20 protein-coding genes and 2 tRNA genes are annotated in these 24,154 nt (G+C 37.8%); 14 read left to right on the forward strand and 8 right to left on the reverse strand.

The window, feature by feature from the left end:
• Positions 1–40 precede the first annotated feature (40 nt).
• The 3 genes from ACTJKN_RS17105 to ACTJKN_RS17115 are packed head-to-tail and all read left to right on the forward strand — an operon-like array spanning position 41 to position 3,425.
• Positions 41–607, forward strand: a complete 567-nt coding sequence (locus tag ACTJKN_RS17105; RefSeq protein WP_440826890.1) for an RNA polymerase sigma factor — start codon at positions 41–43, stop codon at positions 605–607.
• 4 nt (positions 608–611) lie between these two features.
• Positions 612–1,562 (forward strand): FecR family protein, encoded by a 951-nt coding sequence (locus tag ACTJKN_RS17110; protein WP_440826891.1) that lies wholly within the window; start codon positions 612–614, stop codon positions 1,560–1,562.
• A gap of 6 nt (positions 1,563–1,568) precedes the next feature.
• A complete protein-coding gene (locus ACTJKN_RS17115) occupies positions 1,569–3,425 on the forward strand; it encodes an STN and carboxypeptidase regulatory-like domain-containing protein (RefSeq protein WP_440826893.1) in 1,857 nt (618 codons plus the stop codon).
• A gap of 99 nt (positions 3,426–3,524) precedes the next feature.
• Here the strand turns inward: ACTJKN_RS17115 and ACTJKN_RS17120 are convergent, their stop codons facing one another.
• Positions 3,525–5,876 carry an efflux RND transporter permease subunit gene (locus ACTJKN_RS17120; RefSeq protein ID WP_440826895.1) on the reverse strand — a complete coding sequence of 784 codons (2,352 nt, stop codon included), beginning with the start codon at positions 5,874–5,876 and terminating at the stop codon, positions 3,525–3,527.
• Positions 5,877–5,997: 121 nt separating this feature from the next.
• Between ACTJKN_RS17120 and recO the strand changes: the two genes are divergently transcribed.
• The 3 genes from recO to ACTJKN_RS17135 all read left to right on the forward strand — a co-directional run bounded on the left by recO (position 5,998) and on the right by ACTJKN_RS17135 (position 7,026).
• On the forward strand, positions 5,998–6,723 hold the full coding sequence (gene recO, locus ACTJKN_RS17125) for a DNA repair protein RecO (RefSeq protein WP_440826896.1): 726 nt from the start codon (positions 5,998–6,000) through the stop codon (positions 6,721–6,723).
• A 95-nt stretch (positions 6,724–6,818) separates the two neighbouring features.
• Positions 6,819–6,896, forward strand: a tRNA-Val gene (locus ACTJKN_RS17130).
• A gap of 55 nt (positions 6,897–6,951) precedes the next feature.
• Positions 6,952–7,026: transfer RNA gene (locus tag ACTJKN_RS17135), tRNA-Val, on the forward strand.
• Positions 7,027–7,226: 200 nt separating this feature from the next.
• Here ACTJKN_RS17135 and ACTJKN_RS17140 read toward each other — a convergent pair.
• Positions 7,227–8,378, reverse strand: coding sequence for an acyltransferase family protein (locus tag ACTJKN_RS17140; protein WP_440826898.1), 1,152 nt, complete (start codon positions 8,376–8,378; stop codon positions 7,227–7,229).
• A gap of 101 nt (positions 8,379–8,479) precedes the next feature.
• Complete coding sequence (locus tag ACTJKN_RS17145) at positions 8,480–9,262, reverse strand: LytTR family DNA-binding domain-containing protein (protein WP_440826900.1); 783 nt, start codon at positions 9,260–9,262, stop codon at positions 8,480–8,482.
• Between the two features lie 572 nt (positions 9,263–9,834).
• On the opposite strand from ACTJKN_RS17145, the gene ACTJKN_RS17150 reads away from it, so the two are divergent.
• The 3 genes from ACTJKN_RS17150 (at position 9,835) to ACTJKN_RS17160 (ending at position 12,424) form a co-directional block, all read left to right on the forward strand.
• The gene (locus ACTJKN_RS17150) at positions 9,835–10,746 is read left to right on the forward strand and encodes a hypothetical protein (RefSeq protein WP_440826902.1); all 912 of its coding nucleotides are present in this window, start codon (positions 9,835–9,837) and stop codon (positions 10,744–10,746) included.
• An 84-nt stretch (positions 10,747–10,830) separates the two neighbouring features.
• Positions 10,831–11,454 (forward strand): class I SAM-dependent methyltransferase, encoded by a 624-nt coding sequence (locus ACTJKN_RS17155; RefSeq protein WP_440826904.1) that lies wholly within the window; start codon positions 10,831–10,833, stop codon positions 11,452–11,454.
• A gap of 73 nt (positions 11,455–11,527) precedes the next feature.
• On the forward strand, positions 11,528–12,424 hold the full coding sequence (locus ACTJKN_RS17160; RefSeq protein WP_440826907.1) for an NAD(P)/FAD-dependent oxidoreductase: 897 nt from the start codon (positions 11,528–11,530) through the stop codon (positions 12,422–12,424).
• Between the two features lie 15 nt (positions 12,425–12,439).
• Here the strand turns inward: ACTJKN_RS17160 and ACTJKN_RS17165 are convergent, their stop codons facing one another.
• The gene (locus ACTJKN_RS17165) at positions 12,440–12,604 is read right to left on the reverse strand and encodes a hypothetical protein (protein WP_215130492.1); all 165 of its coding nucleotides are present in this window, start codon (positions 12,602–12,604) and stop codon (positions 12,440–12,442) included.
• Between the two features lie 209 nt (positions 12,605–12,813).
• Positions 12,814–14,265: an amino acid permease gene (locus ACTJKN_RS17170; protein WP_440826910.1), complete on the reverse strand. Its 1,452-nt coding sequence runs from the start codon at positions 14,263–14,265 to the stop codon at positions 12,814–12,816.
• Positions 14,266–14,712: 447 nt separating this feature from the next.
• Between ACTJKN_RS17170 and ACTJKN_RS17175 the strand changes: the two genes are divergently transcribed.
• The 4 genes from ACTJKN_RS17175 to ACTJKN_RS17190 all read left to right on the forward strand — a co-directional run bounded on the left by ACTJKN_RS17175 (position 14,713) and on the right by ACTJKN_RS17190 (position 19,851).
• Positions 14,713–15,048 (forward strand): PadR family transcriptional regulator, encoded by a 336-nt coding sequence (locus ACTJKN_RS17175; protein WP_029275299.1) that lies wholly within the window; start codon positions 14,713–14,715, stop codon positions 15,046–15,048.
• Between the two features lie 14 nt (positions 15,049–15,062).
• Positions 15,063–16,802, forward strand: a complete 1,740-nt coding sequence (locus ACTJKN_RS17180; RefSeq protein WP_440826912.1) for a PspC domain-containing protein — start codon at positions 15,063–15,065, stop codon at positions 16,800–16,802.
• Between the two features lie 121 nt (positions 16,803–16,923).
• The gene (locus tag ACTJKN_RS17185) at positions 16,924–19,371 is read left to right on the forward strand and encodes a TonB-dependent receptor domain-containing protein (protein ID WP_440826914.1); all 2,448 of its coding nucleotides are present in this window, start codon (positions 16,924–16,926) and stop codon (positions 19,369–19,371) included.
• Positions 19,372–19,488: 117 nt separating this feature from the next.
• A complete protein-coding gene (locus ACTJKN_RS17190; RefSeq protein ID WP_440826916.1) occupies positions 19,489–19,851 on the forward strand; it encodes a hypothetical protein in 363 nt (120 codons plus the stop codon).
• 352 nt (positions 19,852–20,203) lie between these two features.
• On the opposite strand, the gene ACTJKN_RS17195 is transcribed toward ACTJKN_RS17190, so the two are convergent.
• On the reverse strand, positions 20,204–20,857 hold the full coding sequence (locus ACTJKN_RS17195; protein ID WP_440826918.1) for a hypothetical protein: 654 nt from the start codon (positions 20,855–20,857) through the stop codon (positions 20,204–20,206).
• Positions 20,858–21,398: 541 nt separating this feature from the next.
• On the opposite strand from ACTJKN_RS17195, the gene ACTJKN_RS17200 reads away from it, so the two are divergent.
• The gene (locus ACTJKN_RS17200) at positions 21,399–21,959 is read left to right on the forward strand and encodes a dihydrofolate reductase family protein (RefSeq protein ID WP_440827161.1); all 561 of its coding nucleotides are present in this window, start codon (positions 21,399–21,401) and stop codon (positions 21,957–21,959) included.
• Between the two features lie 434 nt (positions 21,960–22,393).
• Here the strand turns inward: ACTJKN_RS17200 and ACTJKN_RS17205 are convergent, their stop codons facing one another.
• Together ACTJKN_RS17205 and ACTJKN_RS17210 are read right to left on the reverse strand one after the other, a co-directional pair.
• Positions 22,394–22,585, reverse strand: a complete 192-nt coding sequence (locus ACTJKN_RS17205; RefSeq protein ID WP_440826920.1) for a hypothetical protein — start codon at positions 22,583–22,585, stop codon at positions 22,394–22,396.
• Positions 22,586–22,921: 336 nt separating this feature from the next.
• Entirely contained in the window at positions 22,922–23,998 is a 1,077-nt protein-coding gene (locus ACTJKN_RS17210) for an FISUMP domain-containing protein (protein ID WP_440826921.1), read from the reverse strand.
• Positions 23,999–24,154: the final 156 nt, after the last annotated feature.

Genomic DNA, 24,154 nt, shown 5'->3' on the forward strand with positions numbered 1-24,154 from the left:
TGTCCATCTGTGGTTAAAATATATAGAAATCATTAACATCTTGGAAAGTAACGACACCAATCTTATCGGGTTAATTAAAAGCGGTAATAAGCAGGCTTTCGACGAAGTGTTTTTAAAGCATTTCAAAAGCCTGCATGCATATGCTTTTACGATAATTAAAGAAAAAGATGATGCCGAAGAGATTGTTCAGAATGTGTTTGTGCGCATCTGGACGAAAAGAGCGCAACTTAAAACGGATGGGTTTTTAAAACCATTTCTTTATCGTTCGGTGCACAACGAGAGTTTAAATTATTTGAAACATCAAAAAGTGAGATCGAATTTTAACGTTCATTATGCCGATGCTGTGAAAAACGATACAGGAAACTTAAATACAGAGATCATGGCCACAGAACTGGAAAAGAATATCCATTCGGCAATAAACGAGCTGCCCGAGAAATGCAGAAATGTATTTCAGTTGAGCCGGTTCGACCAGATGAAATATCAGGAAATTGCCGATGCGTTAAATATTTCTATCAAAACGGTAGAAAACCAGATGGGGAAGGCCTTAAAGATTTTGCGCCTTAGGGTAGTAGATTTTTTGATCCTCATTTTTATTTTATTGAACTAAGTTAATGGATAAAAACTATACACATATTAACGATGATTTGCTTGCAAAATACTTGCTTGGAGAGGCTACTGTGCCCGAAAGCGAGCAAGTTGAAGCATGGGCAAAATCAAATCCTGATCACTTGAAACAGCTAGAAGATTTCAGGATGATACTAGAGAAAAGTAAACTGCAGATTGATCCAGAAATTGATGAGCATCAGGCTTTAGATAGATTAAATGCCCGTTTAGAAACCGAAAAAAAAACGATCAGCTATACATCTATTTTACGTCGGGTAGCTGTGGTATTTATATTTTTTAGTGCCGGCTTATTTTTCTACAATAATTTAATCGGCAATAAAATAAATGTTAATAGCGGCGAAAATACCTTAACACAAACGTTGCCTGATGGTTCTACTGCAATTTTGAATAAACAATCTGAACTTTCTTTCGTGGGCGGGTTTTTTAATAAAACCCGCGATGTTAAACTAAGGGGTGAAGCTTTTTTTAAAGTCAGCGCCAATAAGTCGAAACCATTTATCATTCGTGTTAATGATGTTCAGGTAACTGTTGTGGGCACTGCATTTAATGTGAAAAGTGATGGGGCAGCTGTTGTTGTAATTGTAGAAAGTGGAATTGTTAAGGTAAACAACCGAAATGATAGTGTACGTTTAACTGCCGGAGAAAAAGTAGAAGTAAGTCAAAATCAGCGGCATTTATCTAAAGGAGAAAATCAGGGTAAATTATACAATTACTATTATTCGAATGAATTGGTTTGTGACGGCACACCGCTTAGCGAATTAGTTGTCGTACTTAATCAAAAATTTAATTCCAATATCGTTATTGTAAATCCTGAATTAAAGGCGCTGCCAATTAGTACAACCTTTAAAAACGAATCGCTTAAAGAAACCTTGAATGTGATTGCCGAAACTTTTAAAATAAAAGTAGAGCATGGGCAGGGGATAATTAAACTTAAATAAAAACCAATGCGTACGCTCAGAATAACTGTTATTTTTCTCCTTTTTTTCAGTTCCTTAATAAAAGCACAATCCAATTTATCCAGAAATATCTCACTCAATATCGAGCAGCAAAAACTAAGTTCAGTATTGGCGATGATAGAGGAGAAAGGTGGATTCAGGTTTTCTTATAACAGTAATATATTGCCAGTAGATAGTTTGATCAGTATCCACGAAAACAACCTGAATATTGCCGAAACGCTTGATAAAATATTAAATCATAGGTTCGAATACCGTCAATCGGGCAATTTTGTGATTATCAGGTATGCACCGCTCGAACTTGTGTTGCTGGTTAACGAATCGGTCGGTAATCCAGAGCTTTATACCATTACGGGCCAGGTAGTAGATAAACAGACCAATAAACCAATCCAGGATGCCAGTATTTACGAACGAAACCTGTTGATTTCTGAAATATCGGATGGGAACGGTTATTTTTCGATGCGGTTAAAAAACATCACACAGCCCATATCGCTAACAGTAAGTAAAGAAAATTATAAGTCTACCGTTACCCATTTTCTGGCAGAGGTGAACATTACCAATAGAAAAGAAAATCCAGGAGAAAGGTTTATCTACGGAAATTTGGGCGATGTAGAAAATACCTGGCTTGGTAATGCTTTGGTTACGGCACAACAAAAAATACAGTCGATCAATATCGGTGGTTTTATCTCAAAAGCCCCGTTTCAGTTTTCGCTTATTCCTGGTTTAAATTCCCATGGCTCATTGAGCGGTCAGGTGGTGAATAAATTTTCGCTTAATGTTATTGGTGCTTATAGCGCAGGGGTAGATGGCGGAGAAATTGGTTTTGTTTTCAATATTAACAAAAGTAATGTGCAGTATTTTCAGTTTGCCGGAGCTTTTAATTTAGTCGGGGGGGATGTTCGTGGAGCGCAGATTGCCGGCCTGTTTAATTATGTTATAGGCGATGTTCGGGCGGCCCAGATTGCCTTGGCTTATAACCGCGTAGGCAAGAATTTCGAAGGTTTTCAGTTGGGTGGAATTTATAACCGCGTTAATGAGGATGTAAAAGGCCTGCAACTTTCCTTGGGTCTTAATACCATAGGCGGAACCTTAAAAGGCTTCCAAACTGGGGCCTTAAATTTGGTTAGCAAGGATACAAAAGGTATTCAAATTGGAGTTGGGGGTAATGTTGTGAGCGGTAGAACAAGTGGAATACAGATTGGTGGCATTGCCAACATTGATAAAGAAAGCAGTGGGATAAATCTGGCCATGCTTACCAATTTTACCGGACAAACCGCTAGTGGACTGCAAATCGGCGCAATTAATTATGCCAAAGACTTAAAAGGTGTCCAAATTGGGATATTAAATGTTTCAAATGAAAATGATGGCTATTCAATCGGGCTGATCAATATTGCTTTAAAAGGTTATCATAAATTTAGTTTTAGCACCAATGAAAGCACCAATTTTAATGTGGCTTATAAAGGTGGCAGCAAACGTTTATACAATATGTTAATGTTTGGCACGAACAAAAAATCAGCTGAAAAAATATATACCGGTGGACTGGGTTTTGGAAAGGAAATGAAATTGTTTAAAAGCGTTTCTTTAAACCCAGAAATAAGTAGCCAGTATGTTTACCAAGGGAGCTGGGATTACCTCAACCTGCTGAACAAATTTGAGCTATCAATAAATATCCGGATAAATAAATGGCTGGCCATACAGGGCGCTCCATCGGTTAATGTGTATTATACCAGGCAAAACACCAAAATTGGTGAATTTGGATTGTTGCAGGAAAAGCATAAAAATTTCTCTTTTAACAATTCGGGATATACAGGTTGGTTAGGTTGGAATGTGGGCTTGGTGATTTTGTAAAATAGCCTTGGGTTTAAACCCAAGGCTATAAACGATATTTATTCTGCTTCAAGTTAGGTATCCAGAACTCCAAACTGTCAACTGAAAACTCCCAACTGGTTAATGATCAAACTCACCAATATTTTTCGCCGATTCTTCATCAGATACCAGTTTTCTTACTTTCTTTTTATCCAACCATAATACCAGCGCTGGTAATAAAGTTAAATTGAAAATTAAAGCTACCAATAGGGTTATGGATAGGAGCAGGCCAAGTACTACTGTTCCTCCGAAAGTAGATGCGGTAAAAATTCCGAAGCCAAAGAATAAGATTAAAGCGATGTGTGTCATACTTACGCCTGTTTCGGTAATGGTATCGGTAATCACTTTAGGTACGCTGAAATTGGTCAGGTTTAATTCCTGCTGATAACGCGTCAAGAAATAGATGGTCTGATCGGAAGCCAAGCCAAAAGCTATGGTAAAAATTAATATGGTTGAAGGTTTTAAGGAAATTCCAAAATAACCCATAATCCCTGCGGTAATAATTAAAGGAACAATGTTGGGCAATAAGGAGATAAACATGATGCCCAAACTTTTAAACTGTGCCAACCTTAAAAGGGAGATCAATACAATGGCAAGCGCAATACTTTCAACCAAATGCTTTAACATATAATCTGTTCCTTTAGAAAAGATAATGCTCGAGCCAGTAAGTTCTACATCAAATTTAGACGGTGGCAAAATACTGTCGATCCGCGGTTTTAATTCGGCCATAATAGCGTCTAAACGTTTTGAGCCAACATCAGCCATTTGAAAACTGATCCTTGTGCTCTGATTTCCCTTGCTGATAAAGTTGGTTAACAAACTTGCATTTCCTTTGCCGCCATTGGCGATGTAGGCCAGGATAAAGTTCTTTTCTAAATTATCTGGCAAGCGGAAAAAGGTAGAATCGTTATTGTAAAATGCCTGGGTAGCATACTTTAAGCCCATATTAACCGAAATAGCACGCGAAAACTCAGGATAGGCAGAAATCATCTTCTCCAGTTTCTCCATTCTTTTCAGATTGGTTAAATTGAAAACGCCGTTCTTTTTCTTCGTATCTACACTTACTTCTAAGGGTAAAATACCTTCAAAATTTTTCTCAAAGAACTTTAAATCCGTTAAAATCTCCGAGTTTTTGGGCAGGTCATCAACTACATAACCATTAACATTGATTTTCATCACTCCAATAAAAGCAATGATGGATATGATAATCGTTCCGATATAAATCAATCCACTTTTGTGCTGTACCAGCGTATCGGTTTTGACCAATAATTTGTGCAAAAACCCTTCTTCAACGTGATTTTGTGCTTTAAGCTTAGGCGCTGGTAAATAACTGAAGATAATTGGGATTAAACATAAACACATTAGCCAGGTAATCATTACGTTTATAGAGGCTACACTCCCAAATTGCATCAATAACTCACTTCCTGTAAAATACAATACACCAAATCCAATGGCTGCGGTGATGTTCGCAATTAGCGTGGTAATAGCAATTCTCTCTATTGTTACGCTTAGGGCACGTTGTTTATCGCCATCTTTTCTAAGTTCATTCTGGTATTTATTCAACAATAAAATACTGTTCGGAATACCAATAATCACAATAAGCGGTGGAATCAGTCCTGTTAAAATAGTAAGTTCGAAACCAAATAGTACCAATGTGCCGATACTCCAGATAACACCCATCACAACCACTAAAATAGGGAAGAATACGGCATAAAATTTCTTGAAGAAAAACAATAAGATTAGCGCAGAAACCAAGATAGATAAGCCCAAAAACAATACAAATTCGTTACTTACCAATTTACTTACCGCGGTACGGATATAAGGTAAACCCGAAATATGTACCTGTATCTTTGTTGCGGCCTGGAAAGCTTTGGCTTTTGCTTCAATCTCTTTTAAAATAGGGTTACGTTCAGCAGTATTTAAGATTTTGGTATCAAAAGTAATGGCCATTAAGGTGGCATTCTGACGGTTGTAAACCAGTCCTTCGAAAAAAGGGTTGCTATAAATGGTGTTCTTGATCGAATCCATCTCAGCATCAGTTTTAACTAAACCACCAGGGAGCGGCTTTAAAACAAATTTTTGGTTTACAGTATCTTTTTCCAGTTGAAAAATCCTTCCTGATGATAAAACCTGTTTAATGCCTTTTAATTTCTGAATGTCGTTAGAAAGCTGCACCCATTGGTTGTAAACTTCTTTTTTAAAAATATCAGGCGATTGTATTCCCACCACCATTACACTTCCATCTTCACCAAAGGTCTTTTTAAAGGCGTTGTATTTTACGAATGCGCTATCGGTAACAGGCAGGATTTTACTTCCTGTGTAGGAGAGTTTTACATTTTTGGCCTGATAAGCCATGAAAATTGTGCCTAGTAAAAAAAATACGATGATTGCGATACGGTTCTGAAGAATGAATCTCGATAGCTTAACCCACATGTGCAGCTTAGTTTAATAATAATATTAACGGCAAAACTAATCTTATTTGTAAAACGTGATTACTTTTTGCGCAATTAAATTTGCACAAATAACATACTTTTGAAAAAATTGTTTTAACCGGATGTTGCATAAAGTTAGGGGCATTGTTTTAAAGACCACCAATTACAGTGAAAGCAGTGTAGTAGTGCAGGTGCTTACCGATAAATTCGGGATGCAGTCTTACCTCATTAATGGTGTTAAAAAGCCAAAAGCGAAGATTAAGATGAACATGCTGCAATCGCTCCATTTATTGGATATGGTGGTTTATCATAAAGCAAATACCAATATTCAAAGGGTATCTGAAGTTCGGCAAACGCCTGTTTTTAAAAGCATCCCTTACGATATGATTAAAACCAGTATCGTTATTTTTTTAAATGAGGTATTGTATAAAAGCATCAGGCAACAATCAGCCGATGAGAGTTTATTCGATTATATTTTTAATTCGATTGCCTGGTTTGATGAAATTGAAGAGATCAATCCCAATTTTCATTTGTCGTTTTTATTAAAACTTACCCGTTTTTTAGGTTTCTCGCCAAATGAGAAAAGGAGAAATGATCAGATTTATTTCGATCTGCAAGAGGGCGAGTTTACTTCCAGATTGCCAATCCACTCCAATTATCTGCAATTGGAAGATGCCATCGGGTTTATTTCGCTTTTTAATACGCCACTCGAAAAAATTTCTGAAATGAAAATGAGCAATACACAGCGACGGTTTCTGTTAGATAAGATATTGGTTTTCTATACCTTACATACGGCGTCGTTCGGGGTGGTACAATCACATAAAATCCTTGAAACTTTGTTAAGTTGAAAAAAAAGAAAAAAAGATTTGCAGAACAGTTTTATAGCGCTATATTTGCATTCCCAAACGGAGGATGGGACATTAAGTTTGACAAAATTATAAAAGGGAAATTAGCTCAGCTGGTTCAGAGCACCTCGTTTACACCGAGGGGGTCGGGGGTTCGAACCCCTCATTTCCCACCAAGCCTTTCAGTACAACTGGAAGGCTTTTTTATAAAACTTTGAATACACCCAAAAAGGGAAATTAGCTCAGCTGGTTCAGAGCACCTCGTTTACACCGAGGGGGTCGGGGGTTCGAACCCCTCATTTCCCACACAAAGACAAACAACGCCATTGGATTCCAATGGCGTTGTTTTTTATACTTCACAAATTGCTTGCCTTAATTTTTTTATGGATCAATCTCAAAATCTGAAGAGAAATTTTATATCTCGTTCGTCCGGAACTCTTTATAAAATCCCGAAGGAATGATTTATTGCAGCGAAAGATTTTAATCCCATCATTTAAAATAAAATACTAAATGATTTTCTTTATTCCTGGAATTAATAAAATAAGTGATCCCAGTACAAAACTACTTAGCACTATTAATGGAGCAATAGCTAGAAGTTTTATTGCAGGATCAATAGACCAGCTTCTTACCGCTAATGTAAGTACTACAATTACAAACGGATGAAAAATGTAAACAGCAAAACTACAGCGTGATACTTTAGTAAGTAGTTTTGAATAAATATTCCAGTTTCTTTTTCCTTTAATTAATAATGCTGTTATTATCGATATACCGATCCATTGTTCCCAAACTGCATATAATAATGCCTGCCAATGAAGACCTCCGGAAAACCAAGAAGAGGGTGTGTTTAGCTTGAAACTAATGACAAAAAATAATGAAAAAAACAATAAACATAACATTGCCGATCTTTTCAGCTGTCTGCCTGTTTTTTCTGAAAGTTGATCGAACCAATTGTTTTTTGAAGCCAGTAATCCGATAATGAATAGTGCAATATATTGTGAAAAATGCCCAAGCTGAAATCCAACTGGTTCAAGAACCCATCCAACAGGAAATATAATTCTAACCAAGAAACTAATAATTCCTAATGCTAATGCAAATAATAATATGGCACGCGTGTTAGGTGCTGCCACAGGTTTGTCGAAGTTAATTTTGAATATTTTTTTTACTGCTGCATAAAGTAATGTAAAAAGCAAAAGTGCCGCCACAAACCATGTAACTCCTAAGTCAATCCAACTATCGTAACCGCTTAGATATTCAAAATAAGTGATATGATTTTTTGTAAAATAATAGACCAGATAACACATGAATGGTGTAAGGATAAAAGAATAGAATACTATAGGAATTCCTAATCTCGTTAATCGGTCTTTAATAAATTTTGAAGCTCCTTTTCTAGAATACGAAGAACCGGTAAAATAGGCTGCCAATAGAAAAAAATACCCCATAAAAAAAGACTGATTGATACTAACGAACATTGTCATAACAGCACGTGCACCTAAAAAGCTGCTTGGTTCATTATAATACCAGCCTCCCGAAGAACTGTAAGCAATTAAAGTGTGATGAAGTACCACTAAAATTGTCAGTAAAACTTTGATATTATCTATATATAATAATTTGTTTAAAGAGCCAGAATCTTCATTTGAAACAGCTGTTGCAGTTGGCATAATAAATAGGTTTTGCGTTATTTATGGCAAACGTACAACAAGAAAATACAGCCAGAGCAAGGGTTGTTACTAGCAACTAGCTTTTGTGATAAGCAACAAGCTCAGGCAATGTTTTTATTTTGAAGCTGCTGATAACAGCTATTAAAGTTATCGATTTGCTTTCTTGAAACAGGTATTTTTATGTCTGTTTCTTTAAATGATAATACATAACCCTGGGAGTTTCCAGCTACTTGTTTGATCTTATACATATTTACTAAATAGGTTCTGTGACATCTAAATAAGTGCGGGTAATCTGTTATTTGAGTTTCAAATTGAGTTAACGAAATTCTTTTTACTTCTGTAGTCATTTGATGGCCATTCGATTTTGTTAACTCAATGTAATTGCCATCTGCTTTTGCAAAGAGTAATTGGTCCATATCCAGTAAAAAATCATCTTGTTTTACCTGTGTGGTGATAAAAATATCAGATTTTAAAACTGTTTTTTCGGGTTTAACTGTCAGCGGGGTAAATTGCAGAACAAATGGCGATCCTTTTTTTGACTCAAAATAGAAAGTTGATAATCGTAGAAAAAAATAGAAAAATATACCCGCAACAAAACAATTTCTGATTTCTTCAAAGAAATAATTCCATGACCAGTTGTTTGGATTGTTATAAAGTAAATCTCGCATCAAGAAACTTGCTGTACCAATTAAAACTAATAGCGCTCCAATTTGAATGAATTCTTCAAGTAAAGTCCATTTAGTTTGATTCTTCGTTTTTCTGAAATAATTCAATACTCCAAAATAAACAAATAAAATTATTGCCGGAGCTAAAGCATGTAAAAAACAAATAAAGAAATAATGCATTTTCAGTTCCGGATCATAAACTCCAAATGGTTTAAACATTAAAAGAAAAAGTAGAATGATAAGAAATACAACAATAGAGCTTTTGATAAGATTTTCAAACTTATATCGTTGAGGATATTCAATTTCATTCCTCAAATGTTCTGTATTGATGTAGAATCGCATATTAAAAATTTATTTTGGGAATAAAAATACAAAAAATAGAAAGCGTATAGCTTTTGGAACTATTTAGATTTGATAATATCTAAAAAAAGCAAAACACTTTGAAAAGTACTTTTATTTTTTTTTGACTTAAATGGAATATTAACTTTGAATAAAACTATTTTAAGTTATCAAAAAATGTCAAAACTGAGATCAGGTGTTCGATTGTATTCCCTGACAGTCCAGTTAAGTCCTTCAGTTTTACTGAGGGACTTTTTTTTTGCTGTCATTCTGAACGCAGTGAAGAATCCTTTATGCACAAAATATCACCAGTCATTTCAGAATGCCAGTTTTAAGTTAAATCGCCAAACAATACTACTTAGGTTCCAATAATGAGCATCAATTATTTTAACCAATATTATTTACCTTATTCAATTATATATCCGAAATTGCCTGTCGATAAACAGTGACAAATGTTCGGTAAAATTATCAGGTTCATTTTTTTTGGAAACTACTTCGTGGGCATTTTAGCTGTTGCCTTAACGCTCGAAGCTACCTTCCAATTGAGGTTACCCCTTAACTCTCTAAATTATTACCTGCTGTTGTTTCTGGCACCAACCATCTATTATACCTACGCTTACAATAAGGTTTCTACCAAACCATCTGCAACCAATCCGCGCAATCAGTGGTACTTCAAACATAAACAGTTTATTAACTGGAGTCAGGCTATACTTTTTACTATCTGTATGCTGTTGGCTATAAATCTGCTTTATCAAAACTTTCAGCATATTCTGGCGCTGCCAATTGGTTATTGGGTAGCTATATTCATTATCATCACTGCAGGAGGATTTTACTATGGTTTACTGCCCAGATCTTTCCTTAAATTTAATCTGCGCAATACAGGCTGGTTAAAAGCTTTTGTAATTGGTTTTGTATGGGCCTGCTGTGCCAATGTGCTGCCGCTGATTATGCTTAAAATTGAAACTGGGGTTGGCTACCACGATTCTGTATTGTGGACCTGGCTATTTATAAAAAACTGGATGTTCTGCACCGTAAATGCAATCATTTTTGATATTAAAGATTATCCAACCGATGCTAATAGACATTTAAGAACATTCGTAGTACGTTACGGGCTGCGCAGAACAATTTTTAGTATCCTTATTCCACTACTGATTATAGGTTTAGTTTCTTTAGGCATATTTGCCAGTTACAAAGGTTTTAGATGGCCGCAGGTTTTATTTAACGTGTTGCCTTTTATCCTCACCATTTACGTAGCCTATTCCATGCACCGAAGGAAAAACATTCTCTATTATTTGATGGTAATTGATGGCCTGATCTTGTTTAAGGCAATATGTGGAATAATCGGAATGCAGTTTGTTCATTAAGGAGAAAGACTAAAGCAGAAAGACTAAAGCCAATGTTATATTTGAAAGTGCAATCTTGATACCTGATTCCCGTTGCTTGATACTATGCTTAACAACTACGATAAAATTGCCGGCCATTACGATACTTTAAGCCGTTTGGTGTTTTTTAAATCGCAGGTTAATGCGCAGATCAATCAATTTCCATATATCCTGGAGAATAGCCATGTATTAATTGTTGGCGGTGGAACCGGGTGGATCCTGGAAGAGCTCTCGAAGATTTATACCGGATTAAAGATTGTTTATGTAGAAATATCTGCTAAAATGATTGCGCTTTCTCAAAAAAGAAACTATAAAAATAATTACGTTGAATTTGTAAACATCGGTATCGAGGATTTTAAAACTGATGTATTATTTGATGTAATTTTAACACCTTTTCTTTTTGATAACTTTGCGGAACAACGCGCTGCAAAGGTATTTGCACAGTTAAATGAGCGTTTAAAGAAAGATGGATTATGGTTTCTGGTCGATTTTTCGTTAAATAAAACCAGTGGAAACTGGTGGAAATGGCTGTTGCTCAGATCGATGTATGGCTTTTTTAAATTATTGGGCATAGTAGAAGCGCATCAGCTTATCGATATGAATCCTTACTTTTTTAAAGCCAATTACCTGATTATTGAAGAACGGCTATATTATGGAAGCTTTATTAAGGCAACAATCTTCCGAAAATAAAAATGACATTTATTTAATGCAATTGTGTTGCGTTTGTTAAATCGTTTCGGATCTTTGTATAAAAGATATAGATATGGATTTTGATGTAATCATAATTGGTGGAAGCTACGCTGGCTTGTCTGCAGCTTTAACTTTGGGTAGGGCGACCAGAAATGTTTTGGTAATCGATGCCGGTAAACCGTGCAACAGGCAAACACCGCATTCGCATAATTTTTTAACGCACGATGGAGATAAGCCCGCAGCTATTTCTAAAGCTGCTAAAGCAGAAGTGCTGAAATATCCGACAGTTAGATTTTTAGAGGGGAAAGCCATTTCGGCCATGCAGATAGATGGAGGTTTTAAGATTGGCGTAGAAAACGGTGAAAATTTTACTGCACGAACAATATTGTTGGCCACAGGTTTAAAAGATTTACTGCCTGATATTAAGGGTTTGGCTGAATGCTGGGCTATTTCTGCCATACACTGCCCTTATTGCCATGGTTACGAGGTGAAGAATGAAAAAATAGGCCTTTTAATGAATGGCGAGCATGCATTTGAAATGGCCAAAACCCTGAACCATTGGAATAAGGATTTAACGGTTTTAACCAATGGTAAATCGCACCTAAGCACCGAGCAGACTGAAAAACTGAAATCCAAGTCAATCACCATTATAGAAGATGAAATTGTTGAACTACTGCACAATAATGGTTATCTCGAAGATGTTGTTTTTAAAAATGGTGAAAAAATAGCCTTAAAGGCGATTTACCTCAAATCGGATGTTGAACAACATTGCAACTTCAACGAGCAGCTCGGTTTTGAATTAACAGATTTAAAAACAATAAAAGTAGATGAGCAGCAGCAAAGCACTGCCAAAGGCGTTTATGCCGCAGGAGATTGTGCAACCTTGTTCAGGTCGCTATCTATTATTACAGCTGCAGGAACAATGGCCGCAGTGGTAATGAACAAGGAAATGATTTCTGAAGATTTTTGATCAACCATCGGAAATTTAAAATAAGATTGCGCCAACAATTGTTGCAATAAACATCGCTGCTATTACGATTCTATCAGCAGTAATCCATTGCGCTCTTGTAAGTGGTGTAATACTTTTTTTTTCGCTTTCTGCTTTGTGCCTGGAAAGCCTGAAAACTGATGTGTCTAATTTAATAAGCATAGGAATGAGTTTAATAGGGTCAATTTTCTTAAGACAAATCCCAAGCCAAAACACAAGAAAAATGTTGAATTGTTAATAACTTATATTTTTTTGTTATTCCGCTGATATTTATACGTTTATCAGTGCAATTAGTTGGGCAATGAATGATTAAGCTGTCTAGAAAATGAAACAGCTTAATCACGCTATATGTATAGTAATGAGTTTATTACCTATCGTTCTGTTTTGTCTTTCTGAGCCTTTAATTTGCTATTCTTTTTACCATACCAGAAGTAAATGGCTAAACCAATAATTAACCAAACCGCTAACCTCACCCAGGTTTCCCAAGGTAAAAATACCATCATGGCAATACAGGTTAAAATGCCTAAAATAGGGATTAAGGGCACAAAAGGGACTTTAAATGGACGTTTAGCTTCGGGATTTGTTTTTCTTAAGATCAAGATGCCGATACAAACCATTAAAAATGCTAACAGTGTACCAATGCTTGTCATTTCGCCTACCACATTCATGGGGACAAATGCAGCAAAAAGTCCAATAAATACACAAAGTATAATGTTCGATTTGTATGGCGTTTTAAATTTAGTATGTACATCAGAAAACATCTTTGGCAATAAGCCATCCTTACTAATGGAGTAGAACATTCGCGACTGTGCCATTAAATCGATTAAAATTACAGAAGTATAACCGATTAAAATAGCTAAAATAATAGCCTGACTTAACCAGGCGTAAGGTGTTTTTTCGATGGCAATGGCTACAGGGGCACCGCTATTGGCAAATTCTTTATAATTGGCCAGGCCAGTCATCACATGCCCGAACAGACCAAATAAAACCGTACAAACCACTAATGATCCAATGATGCCGATTGGTAAATCTCTCGCTGGATTCTTTGTTTCCTGTGCCGAAGCTGCTACGGCGTCGAAACCGATAAATACGAAAAATACTAAACCCGCACCACGTAAAACACCACTCCAACCAAACTGGCCGAAAGTTCCGGTATTTTCGGGGATGTATGGATGGTAATTTGCAGGATCGATATATTGCCAGCCCAGCGCAATAAAAACCAATACCACACCAACTTTAAGAAATACAATGATCCCATTTACAATGGCGGAGCCTTTGGTGCCGCGGATTAATATCGCTGTCATTAATACCACCACCAATGCTGCAGGGATGTTAATAATACCATTAATGGTAGAACCATCGGCAAGTTTAGCGGTTTCGAAAGGCGATAAGGTTAGCTGGGGAGGGAGATAAATATGCAAGCTGGCTAAAAACCTGGTTAAATACTGCGACCAGCTGATGGCTACTGTAGCACAACCCACAGAATATTCCAATACCAGATCCCAGCCTATAATCCAGGCGAAAAGTTCTCCCATGGTGGCATAAGAGTAGGTATAAGCACTGCCTGCGACAGGAATCATGGATGCAAATTCTGCGTAACACAATGCTGCAAAACCACAGCCCAATGCTGCAATAACAAAGGATAGGGTAACTGCCGGGCCAGAGTGATTGGCTGCAGCCAACCCTGTAATGGAGAATAAACCTGCACCAAGCGTTAAGCCTACGCCAATTAAAATTAGGTTGATAGGGCCTAAGGTTCTTTTGAGTGTTCCTTCGCCGCTTTCGCTTGCCTCAGCAACAATGCTGGCAATAGATTTTTTCATGAAAATAAGTTAAGACGCTGCAAAATTATTAAAATATATTAAATCTATAGTATTTATATGGTGTTAAGTGCGCCGCGATAACTTATGAAGTTTACAAAGGATAGCGGGCAGGGAGAACTTCATAAGTTTAGCGTAATGGCTTGTAGCAGTTGCCTTTGTTAACTAAACCTGATAGAACCAAATAGCTCCCGATTTATCGAATATTTTATATTTAAAGGGTATCTAAATCGGGACTATAGGTGATAGCAGGGCTGTAGAAACCAAAGGATTACAGGACTCTGCTTTACTAAAAAAAGCTATAACTACTTAGTTTTTATTCAATTAACCTTAAACATAAAATTTTTATTAAAAATTAATTAACTGATAATGAGATATTTATATGTTTATTTGGATTTATTTTAGTACTATGTATTGCATGGTAGTATATAAAACATATATCTTTGTATTATGATAGCAGAAAATACGCAAACACAAATGCGGAAGGGAATTCTGGAGTACTGTGTTTTATCAATCATCTCACGGGGCGAAATATATGCTTCGGATATTATTGCCGAATTAAGGACGGCAAAGCTATTAGTGGTTGAGGGTACATTATATCCATTATTAACGAGGCTTAAAAACAATGGTTTATTAAGCTACAACTGGGTAGAATCTACCTCGGGGCCACCGCGTAAATATTATACCTTAACCGAAGATGGTCGGGGTATTTTGTCACAACTAGATCAAACCTGGCAGGAGCTGGCTTATGCTGTAGGTATTTCACAAAAAGGAGCCAATTCATAAATATTAAAAAGGAAATGGAAAAGACCATCATCATAAACATAGGGAACACGATTATTCATATTGAAGAAAGTGCTTACGAACGCTTAAAGGCCTACCTGAATGAAGTAAAGCAATATTTTGCCAACCATGCAGATGACCTTGAAATTGTAACGGATATCGAAAACCGGATTGCTGAACTGTTAACCGAGCAATTGGACGAGCAGAAAAAACAAGTGGTAGATTCGGCAAATGTAAATTCAGTGATTGCACAAATGGGTAAGGTGCAGGATTTTGATACGGTAGAAGAAGGTGAAGAAGCGCCTGTAATCAATAACAACTATCAATACCAATACACGGAGAAAAAACTGTACCGCGATATGGACGACCGCGTGGTAGCTGGTGTTTGTGCAGGTATTGCACATTATGTAAACGCTGATCCTAAATGGATTAGGTTGGCTACATTACTGATCAGCTTTGCCGGTGGATTTGGATTGTTGGTGTATGCCATACTCTGGATCATCATGCCAAAAGCCAAATCTCGTATCGAAAGGATGGAAATGAAAGGCGAACCTGCAAATCTTCAGGGTTTCCAAAAGAACTTAGATGAAGAGCTACAGGCAGTTAAGGAACGCTTGGGAGAAGTAAATAAACATGCTCAGCCAATATTTGCCCGTTTAGGGAATTTTATTGGAGAGTTTTTCGAATGGCTTGGCCGCTTTATTTCGGGTACCGGAAAGGTTATTTTTAAAGTAATTGCGGGTTTTATTGTTGTGTTTGGCGTACTCTTTTTAATTGCGTTAATTATTGGTACTGCCGCTTTTCAGGGATTCTGGGATGCGAGTATTTATGAATATTTTCCCTTCTCTATTATTAATGAAGGCAATAGGGGGGCGATTTTATTTGGTGCATTTATTGTTTGCTTTGTGCCGATTTTAGCCCTGGTGTTATTCTCGATCAGGGTAGCTTTTAACAAACAGGCCATTAACAAAACACTGTCTTTTGCGCTGTTAATTATCTGGTTGGCAGGTGTGGCTATAACAGGTTATCAAGCCGCTAAAATATCATCAGAATTTAAGCAGCATGCAGAGCTAACACAAACTGTTGATCTGAAATCTTTTCCAACCTATACCCTAAATATTGATAAAAGTAAGTACTTCACCAAAGAGGACAGTATAGCTTATCACATTGATGCGAACCAGAAGAATCGGATTGTAGTTGATGATTTTGAAGACGGACCTTTTGTTTCACCGAACCATATCCGCATTGATATTAGCAAAAGTGAAACCGGTGTTACCCGTTTAACACAGAAATACGAATCGCAGGGTAAAACTTTTCAAAGTGCCTTGCAAAATGCGCAGAACATTAGCTACAATTATGTAGTGAAAGATGCTGAACTGATTTTTAGTCCGCGGTTTCAATTGAGAAAGGGAACCATTTGGAGAAATCAGGAAGTAAGGTTAAACCTTGAAATTCCGGTGGGCACAAAATTAATTTTAAAGCAGGATGCTTACCGCTATGTTAATAATTACTGGGCCTGGGAATGTAACGACAGCGAAAATGATCATAACGATTCTAGCATATGGATCATGACGGATGATGGTTTGAAATGCGTTGCGAAATTAAAAGAAGAGGCGTTAAAAAAGGAAAAGTTAGAGCAAGAGCTACGTGATTTAGACCATTTGCGCAACAATAAACCTACTGATACCCTTTACCAAGATTCTGTATCAAACCGGATTAAGGAAGTTAAGGAAGAATTGGGCATAACCCCTGAATAATAGTTATTTAAGAACAGAAACTTACTAAAATAGATCTCTCTGTTTCGCTGCACTTCATCCGGATAGTTATCGGTCGAGATGACGATAGGGCGAGATGACGATCATACCTAAAGAAGAAGCCATGAAAAATTTATTTACGTTAGTTGCATGCTTAATGGCATGTGGGGCTTCTTTTGCCCAAAAATTAAATACTTTGACGGGAAAAATCGTCGATGAAAAGACTGTCCCGGTGTCGTTTGCGATTGTTCGGATTTTAAACTATCCTGATACCACGGTCGTTAAAAGTGTATCGACCAATATCGAGGGTGCTTTTACAATCGACCAGTTAAAAAATGGTGAGTATCTGCTCTCGATCTCCATCGTTGGTTTTAAGCGTAAAAAGACAGATCACTTTTCAGTCAATGGTGATTTAAAATTGCCAAATATCGGTATCGAAAGTTTAAGCAAACAATTAAAAGAAGTGAGCGTTCAGGGCAAAAAACCTTTTATTGAACATCAGATTGATAAAACGGTGCTAAATGTAGAAAATAGCATTATTGCAACTGGAGGCACGGCTTTAGAAGTGTTAGAAAAAGCTCCAGGCGTGCAGATCGACCGCCAAAACGACCAGATTAAACTGAATAATAAAAGCGGTGTGATGGTAATGATCGACGGGAAATCGAATTTCCTATCGGGTGCTGATATTACCACATTGCTAAGCAATATGAGCAGCGATCAGATTGCTACCATTGAACTCATTACCAATCCATCTGCCAGGTACGATGCTGCCGGAAATGCCGGGATCATCAACATCAAACTAAAACGCAACAAAGCTTATGGTACCAATGGTACGGTTTCGGTTAATACCGGGCAGGGCATTATGCCCGATTCACCCAGCGATTTATTCCGTGCCGGCGTAAACCTGAACTTAAATCACAGGCAGGGTAAATGGAACATTTTTGGAAATGGTGCCGTGGTACGCAAAGCCCAGTTTAACAATACCTTTTTAACCCGTACCACTTTATCTGAAGGTTTGGCCAGTTCACTTACGCAAAATTTCGACCGCAAAAATAAAGGTGTTGGTTTTCAGGGGAAACTAGGTGCAGATTATTATGCTTCTGAGAAAACAGTTTTCGGGGTGATGTTAGATGCCAATACGGTAAACACCAAGCTGACGAACTTTAGCAATACCAATATTAATGCGGTGCAAAATGGTGCTTCTAATCTGAGTTATATTTTGCAGGATGCCAATTCGAGCTCTCCTGCGAGTAATTTGACAGCTAACTTTAACATTAAACACGATTTCGATAAAAAAGGTAAGAGCCTTACTTTCGATATAGATTATTCGGGTTTCAGCAATAAAAAAGATGAAAACTTTTTGGCCAATTATTTAAATGCAGGTGGCAGTTCGACCAACCAAACTAGTTTAAGAAATAATACAGATGCCGAGATTAATGTGTATGCCGCCAGAACGGATTTCACTTTGCCGCTTTCTAAAACGATGAAAATTGAAACGGGCTTAAAAAGTAGCTATGTAGTTACGAATAACGATTTTATTTCTGAGCAGTTGGTATCTGGTGTATGGCAAAATGATTTAGGTAAATCGAACAACTTTGTATATAAAGAAAATATCAATGCCATTTATGGTAGTTTCTCTAAAGAATGGAAGGTATGGCAGATTCAGCTGGGGTTAAGGGCAGAGCACACACATTCTAATGGTACTTCTGTAACAGACCAGAAAGAAGTAGACCGGAACTATCTATCTGTTTTTCCAACGGTTTTTGTTAATCAGAAGATCAGCGAAAACCATAACATCCGTTACTCTTATGGCAGAAGGGTAGACCGTCCGAATTACCAACAGCTTAATCCATTTGTGTTTTACATGGACCCCCTGGCGGTTGATCAGGGAAATCCTTATCTGAAACCTCAGTTTACTGATAATTACCAGATTAGTTACAGTTATAAACAAGCTTCTTTTTCGCTGAGCTATTCGAATACACGTGATATGATTACGCAGATTAGTAAACAGGATGATGCTACCCGGGTGATCAGTGTAATCCGCCAGAATTTAGGCCGCTTCCAGAATTATTCTGCAGATTTATATGTTCCCATCAAGGTTACAAAATGGTGGAATATTCAAAATAATGTAAGTGTTTATTACAGCAAATTTAATGACGGAAATATTGAGGGTGCTGCATACAGTGCGGGTAAGGCTGCGGTAAATATTTTTACTTCCAATTCTTTTACCTTACCTCAAAACTTTAGTGTCGAAATTAGCGCATGGCTAAACTCCCCACGGGTTTCGGGTGTAGAACAAACCACCATTTATCAGGGAGCTTTAAACGCCGGAATCCAGAAAACTTTAATGGACAAAAAGCTAAAACTACGTCTAAATATGGATGATATCTTACTTACCAACCATTGGGAAGGGAAACTGGTTTATCAGAACATCAATATGAACGTAGTGAACCGCTACACCAGCCGAAGGGCAAATTTTAGCATCAGCTATAGTTTTGGAAACCAGAATGTAAAATCGGCGCGGTCTAGAAATACAGCTACCGATGATATTAGGGGAAGAGCGGGGGGGTAGTTTTTAGTCCTCAGTCTAGAGTAAGAAGTCAGGAGTCCGAGGTCAGAAGTCTGGGTGGTAAATCTCCAATTAATCAGTTTATACAGTTAACCATTTCAAATAATTAACCAGAAAACAATGAAAAATATAATATACAGTATCGCGATTTTATTTACTGCTTTAGGTTACGGATGCCGTAATAGTGGCGGTTATCTATCAATAAGTACTACAGATAGCAATAGTGATTTCAAATTTGAAGCAAAGTATGCCGAAGATAAAACAGGCAAGCTGGAAAAATACCTGGATAGCGCCTTGAATAACGAACTTCCGTTAGATCAGAATATCGATCTGTTCGTGAATTTAAATGGTAGCGATAAATTTAATCTTAAAGCCAAAAAAGGCTGGTTAGTGATCGATTTTGATAAACGGAACAGCTCATTGGCAGGCTATATGAAAGTGAAAAAGCTTACTGAAGGGATTAAGCAGAAGTTAACGGAATAACGTGTTTTAACCACAAATATCACAGAGAGAAGGTGCAGAGTTGGGAGGCTTTAGGCTATGCTCAGACTGATAATTTATAAAGAAATATCTGCGGATATCTGTGTGATCTGCGGGGAACTTGTTGGTAATTTTGTCCCGCAGATTTAAGGTGATGGGCGCAGAAATTAAAGACGATCGTTATTCCTGGGTAGAAGAGAATCACGTGGTGTTCAGCGAAACTAATCTTAATGTTTCTGTGTTTCCGTGGCTTTTTTAACCGCAAAGATCACAGAGAGAAGGCACAGAGGGCGCAAAGTTGGATGGTCTTCGACTACGCTCAGACTGACGACTATTAATATCTTATTCCGTAGTTTTAATCGTTCCAAATTAAAAGTCCGCCAATGTTTTGAATGTTTAATTTTTCGACATCGTTTATTTTATCAAGACGTTTTTCAAAATATTGAAGTGCTATTTTAACTTTTTCAACTGTTTTTCTGAGTTTATGTCGATCAATTGATAGTGTAATTTCTTGTGGTGTAGGTTGGAAGGGTTCATCAAATTCGTCAACCGAAAAATCAAATACGATATTGTCGCCATCAAATTTGATCTGTGGGGAAGGGTGTCCTTCGTAATAAGTATTTTGTAGCATTGAAAGTCTGTCCCAATACATGATATCACTCAGCCCTCCGCAACATTGAGGAAAATATTTGTCTTGCCCATCAATATTCAAAACATAACCGCCAAAAAATGTTGCAGACTGTTGTCGTTCATATTTTCCATCTCTCATTTCTTGCGTATGGTCAATGATGAGTTTAGTTAAGTTGTTATCAGTAATTTCTGAGAGTTTGTAGAATGGAAAACCTTTTAAATAAGGCGTTAATTTGTCTTTAAAGCCCGCTTTTCGAAAGCATTCCTGATGATAAGCGTTCCAAATTTCAGGATGCTCCCAATAAGGAAATTTGTCTGGTGCAGTTAGCTCCTGATTGTTATATCCGATTTCAATTACTGGTATCAAATCTATGAGCATGCTTGTTAATTTAGTTATCACAAGATAGGAATTTAGGAGTTTTTTTTGCCAATCAATTAAACAATTAACCATTTAAGGAACATATAGTTAAAGCAATCGCTATTCAACCTTGCCAAAAGCTACAGACCCTCCCCACTAAACCCGACAATAGCGGAAATCCTTTTTGTTGCCCCTTTCGATCGGCTCAGGATAGCAGTAACAAAAAGATTGTAGCGAATGGCGGGGCTGCGATATCCGAAAAGCACAGAACCATTCATTTCCAAATCCTTTACCATTTTCAGTAGGCTTTTCAGTTAAACAACTAAGCACTTAACCATATAAGAAATATAAGGCCATATAAGTTAAAACCCTCAAATGATAATATAAGCGGTAAAATGGAATGTGATTAGATATGAAAACTTTACGTCAACTATTATATTCAATGCAAATGGTCATAAAAACGCCTTGTTATTGTCACGATTGCCCCTCATGCGCGTTGCTCTTCCGTTGTAACTTTATCATCATTAAATCAATAGAAAATTAGATGAGAAAGATCAAAATAATGGAACACATCTCGCTTGATGGCGTGATGCAGCACGAAAACAGCGAGGATTTCGTGCATGGCGGATGGACAACACCTTACCGGAGTTTGGAAGGCTTGGCAGCCGTACTGGAAGCTCAGGGTACTCACATCGATCTGTTGCTGGGCCGTAAAACCTACGATAGCTGGACTCAGTACTGGCCAAAAGCTGGCGATAATCCGATGGCGAACAGTTTGAATAATGGCAAAAAATACGTGGCCACTCACAGGCCCGACAGCCTCGAATGGGGTCCCGTTGAAGATTTAGGCACAGACATCGTAACGCGTATTCGCGAACTTAAATCAACAGAGGGTCCTGATCTGATCGTGTATGGAAGCTCGACAGTGGTTGCTGTATTATTAGAACAGGGACTGGTTGACGAGGTGGTGCTGATGGTATACCCAGTGTTGTTAGGCAAAGGCAAACGTTTCTTTTCTGAAACAGCCAATGCACGGGAACTGGCTTTTGTAAGTACCAAAACGACGCCTACAGGAGTGCAACTGAATACTTATCGATATGTTGGAGAACTGGGGAAGGGTTAGTTTGTAGCTTGGAGTCAGAAGTCAGGGGTCGGAGGTCCGAAGTCGAGGTTTATATTAACTCAACGCGTCATTGCGAACCGAAGGCTAGGGGGTGATGTGGCGTGAAGCAATCTGTTTGATAGATTCGTCCGAAGTTTGCATTTCTAAAGAGAAAACTAAAAGAGATCAGTTTGGAGTTGAAAGGTTTTTTGGAGCGAATGGGCTGTAATCCTTGGGCTGGCTTCGGTCCTGCTGTCCGTTTCACTTCCATCAGGGCTATTTAACATCGGGCTGTACCCCGAAGATGAAGATAACGTATGGAGCAACCTGTTGGCATATTAATACTGGTTCGGGAGGTTGGGGGCGAAACCTAACATTGGAAGATTGGTTTTGGTAAAACATTAAAAAACGCCCATATCTTTAGGTATGAGCGCTAGCTGTTTGTTTATTCTTCTTTAACGTCTAACATCGGCTGGAGCATTGCTGGTCGAATCTGCTATTGAATCGGTGCTTGTACTATCGATCAATTTGTTCGTATCGGTGTATTTGTACATACTGTCGGCATTTTCCTGATCGGCTTTTTTACCACTACACGCTGACAACGCTAAACCAAAGGCAGCTACCAAGATTATTATTTTCGTTTTCATATCAAATGTTATTGGTGTACTTATATAATCCCTTTTAAAAGGCAATTGTTTTGGTAATTGTTAAAAGAAGGGTTTTGATACGTCATTGCTAACCAAAGGGGAGGAATTGTGAGGTGAAGCAATCCAATTGTTAAAAATAAACAATTTAAGCCCTATAGTTAGCTGTCAGCTTATATTCCCTTTAATTCCTTATTATTTTCAAATACAAATGTATGTAGTATATGGTTTATTATACCCCCTTAAACAAAATCAACCGGAAATCTTGATCATTCCCGGTTGAGTAAGCGATTTCTAACCTTTAGGTTTCGAAATATGAGCATTATTAGGATACGAGAATTAATCTTTCACCAACCTTACCGCGGCACCTGTGGTTTTACTATAATCGGTTACACGTGGTTCGCTGTATTTGTTAAAGTCAAGGTAGTAGGCAAAGCTGTCGCCGCTTGATTTGGTAGTACTCGACCACCAGTAGCTTAACCATATCCCATACTTGAAAGACTGGCCCCCACCATATTCATCGCCACCTGCACTGCCATTGTGAAGTAAATTGAGACCTGATGAGTTATCGCCATTGCCATGCGCAAATTTATATGAGTCTTTTACGTCCCAGCCGGTCGTTCCGCGCATTTTTTTACCGGCTACTTTTTCTCCACCTAAAGCTGCAATAAGGGTTAAAAATTCACTGCTGCTAGGTACGTGCCAACCGGCAGGTGCTAAGCCACGGCGATCGGTAACCGCATAAAAGTTGTATAGCTTACCGTATTTCTTTTCATTGCTGCTGTCGAAATTAAGGTAACAATAAGCCGGAATCTTATCCCTGCTTACCTTTTCCCATTCTTTTTGGTTGGCTGCATAATAAATCTGCTCGCCGTTTCTATAGGTACTTACGTTTAAATTGGTACTTGTCCACACCTGGTTACCAATTTTTACCGGACCTGTAATTTCAGGCGAGGCATTGTACATTTCTTTTAATGGCGCCGCTTGTGCTGCATTACAGCTCCAAACAAAGTTGGTAGGTTGTATGCCGCCGCTTCTTTTTAAACATTCTTTAGTTGCTATTGCATCAGCTTCTTCTTTTGTTTTGGCTATACCCCAGCCAAATGCGGTACCCACATTACCGTTTATGGTGCGGTAGGCGGCACAACCTGTGCCCGAATAGGTGAGCACAATGCTACAGGATCCGCCACGTTTGTTGCATTCGTCAACCGCTCTTTTCTCGGCTTCTGCCCGGTTTGGCTGATCGAATGAAAAACCATAATAAAAGCCATTAGATCGGTCTATGGCCAATGCACCATATTTGGTTTTAACGGGAACAGCCGTTTTGGTTGTCGATTTCTTTACCTGCGCAATTAAATTGGATGTTGTAACCAATTGCACAAGCACTGCCATTAATAGTAGTTTGTTTATTTTCATGCTTTATTGTTTGTTTGTTATGGGCAAATTTCCCAATCACGCTATTTGTCGTCAATACCATTTATTGGGTATATTTTAATGAGGGTAGGGTGGAGATGGAAGTTCGAAGTTTGGGCTTATAAAGGCGGAGAGATTCGTCATTGCGAACTGAAGGGC

It is taken from the genome of Pedobacter sp. 22163 (assembly GCF_052045595.1).
Lineage (GTDB): Bacteria > Bacteroidota > Bacteroidia > Sphingobacteriales > Sphingobacteriaceae > Pedobacter.

What these genes read in the sequence shown, in the direction of transcription:
- ACTJKN_RS17110 (WP_440826891.1), top strand. Translation starts at nt 612, where the DNA reads ATGGATAAAAACTATACACATATTAACGATGATTTGCTTGCAAAATAC.
- ACTJKN_RS17115 (WP_440826893.1), top strand. Translation starts at nt 1,569, where the DNA reads ATGCGTACGCTCAGAATAACTGTTATTTTTCTCCTTTTTTTCAGTTCC.
- ACTJKN_RS17120 (WP_440826895.1), bottom strand. Translation starts at nt 5,876, where the DNA reads ATGTGGGTTAAGCTATCGAGATTCATTCTTCAGAACCGTATCGCAATC.
- recO (WP_440826896.1), top strand. Translation starts at nt 5,998, where the DNA reads ATGTTGCATAAAGTTAGGGGCATTGTTTTAAAGACCACCAATTACAGT.
- ACTJKN_RS17140 (WP_440826898.1), bottom strand. Translation starts at nt 8,378, where the DNA reads ATGCCAACTGCAACAGCTGTTTCAAATGAAGATTCTGGCTCTTTAAAC.
- ACTJKN_RS17145 (WP_440826900.1), bottom strand. Translation starts at nt 9,262, where the DNA reads ATGTTTAAACCATTTGGAGTTTATGATCCGGAACTGAAAATGCATTAT.
- ACTJKN_RS17150 (WP_440826902.1), top strand. Translation starts at nt 9,835, where the DNA reads ATGTTCGGTAAAATTATCAGGTTCATTTTTTTTGGAAACTACTTCGTG.
- ACTJKN_RS17155 (WP_440826904.1), top strand. Translation starts at nt 10,831, where the DNA reads ATGCTTAACAACTACGATAAAATTGCCGGCCATTACGATACTTTAAGC.
- ACTJKN_RS17160 (WP_440826907.1), top strand. Translation starts at nt 11,528, where the DNA reads ATGGATTTTGATGTAATCATAATTGGTGGAAGCTACGCTGGCTTGTCT.
- ACTJKN_RS17165 (WP_215130492.1), bottom strand. Translation starts at nt 12,604, where the DNA reads ATGCTTATTAAATTAGACACATCAGTTTTCAGGCTTTCCAGGCACAAA.
- ACTJKN_RS17170 (WP_440826910.1), bottom strand. Translation starts at nt 14,265, where the DNA reads ATGAAAAAATCTATTGCCAGCATTGTTGCTGAGGCAAGCGAAAGCGGC.
- ACTJKN_RS17175 (WP_029275299.1), top strand. Translation starts at nt 14,713, where the DNA reads ATGATAGCAGAAAATACGCAAACACAAATGCGGAAGGGAATTCTGGAG.
- ACTJKN_RS17180 (WP_440826912.1), top strand. Translation starts at nt 15,063, where the DNA reads ATGGAAAAGACCATCATCATAAACATAGGGAACACGATTATTCATATT.
- ACTJKN_RS17185 (WP_440826914.1), top strand. Translation starts at nt 16,924, where the DNA reads ATGAAAAATTTATTTACGTTAGTTGCATGCTTAATGGCATGTGGGGCT.
- ACTJKN_RS17190 (WP_440826916.1), top strand. Translation starts at nt 19,489, where the DNA reads ATGAAAAATATAATATACAGTATCGCGATTTTATTTACTGCTTTAGGT.
- ACTJKN_RS17195 (WP_440826918.1), bottom strand. Translation starts at nt 20,857, where the DNA reads ATGCTCATAGATTTGATACCAGTAATTGAAATCGGATATAACAATCAG.
- ACTJKN_RS17200 (WP_440827161.1), top strand. Translation starts at nt 21,399, where the DNA reads ATGGAACACATCTCGCTTGATGGCGTGATGCAGCACGAAAACAGCGAG.
- ACTJKN_RS17205 (WP_440826920.1), bottom strand. Translation starts at nt 22,585, where the DNA reads ATGAAAACGAAAATAATAATCTTGGTAGCTGCCTTTGGTTTAGCGTTG.
- ACTJKN_RS17210 (WP_440826921.1), bottom strand. Translation starts at nt 23,998, where the DNA reads ATGAAAATAAACAAACTACTATTAATGGCAGTGCTTGTGCAATTGGTT.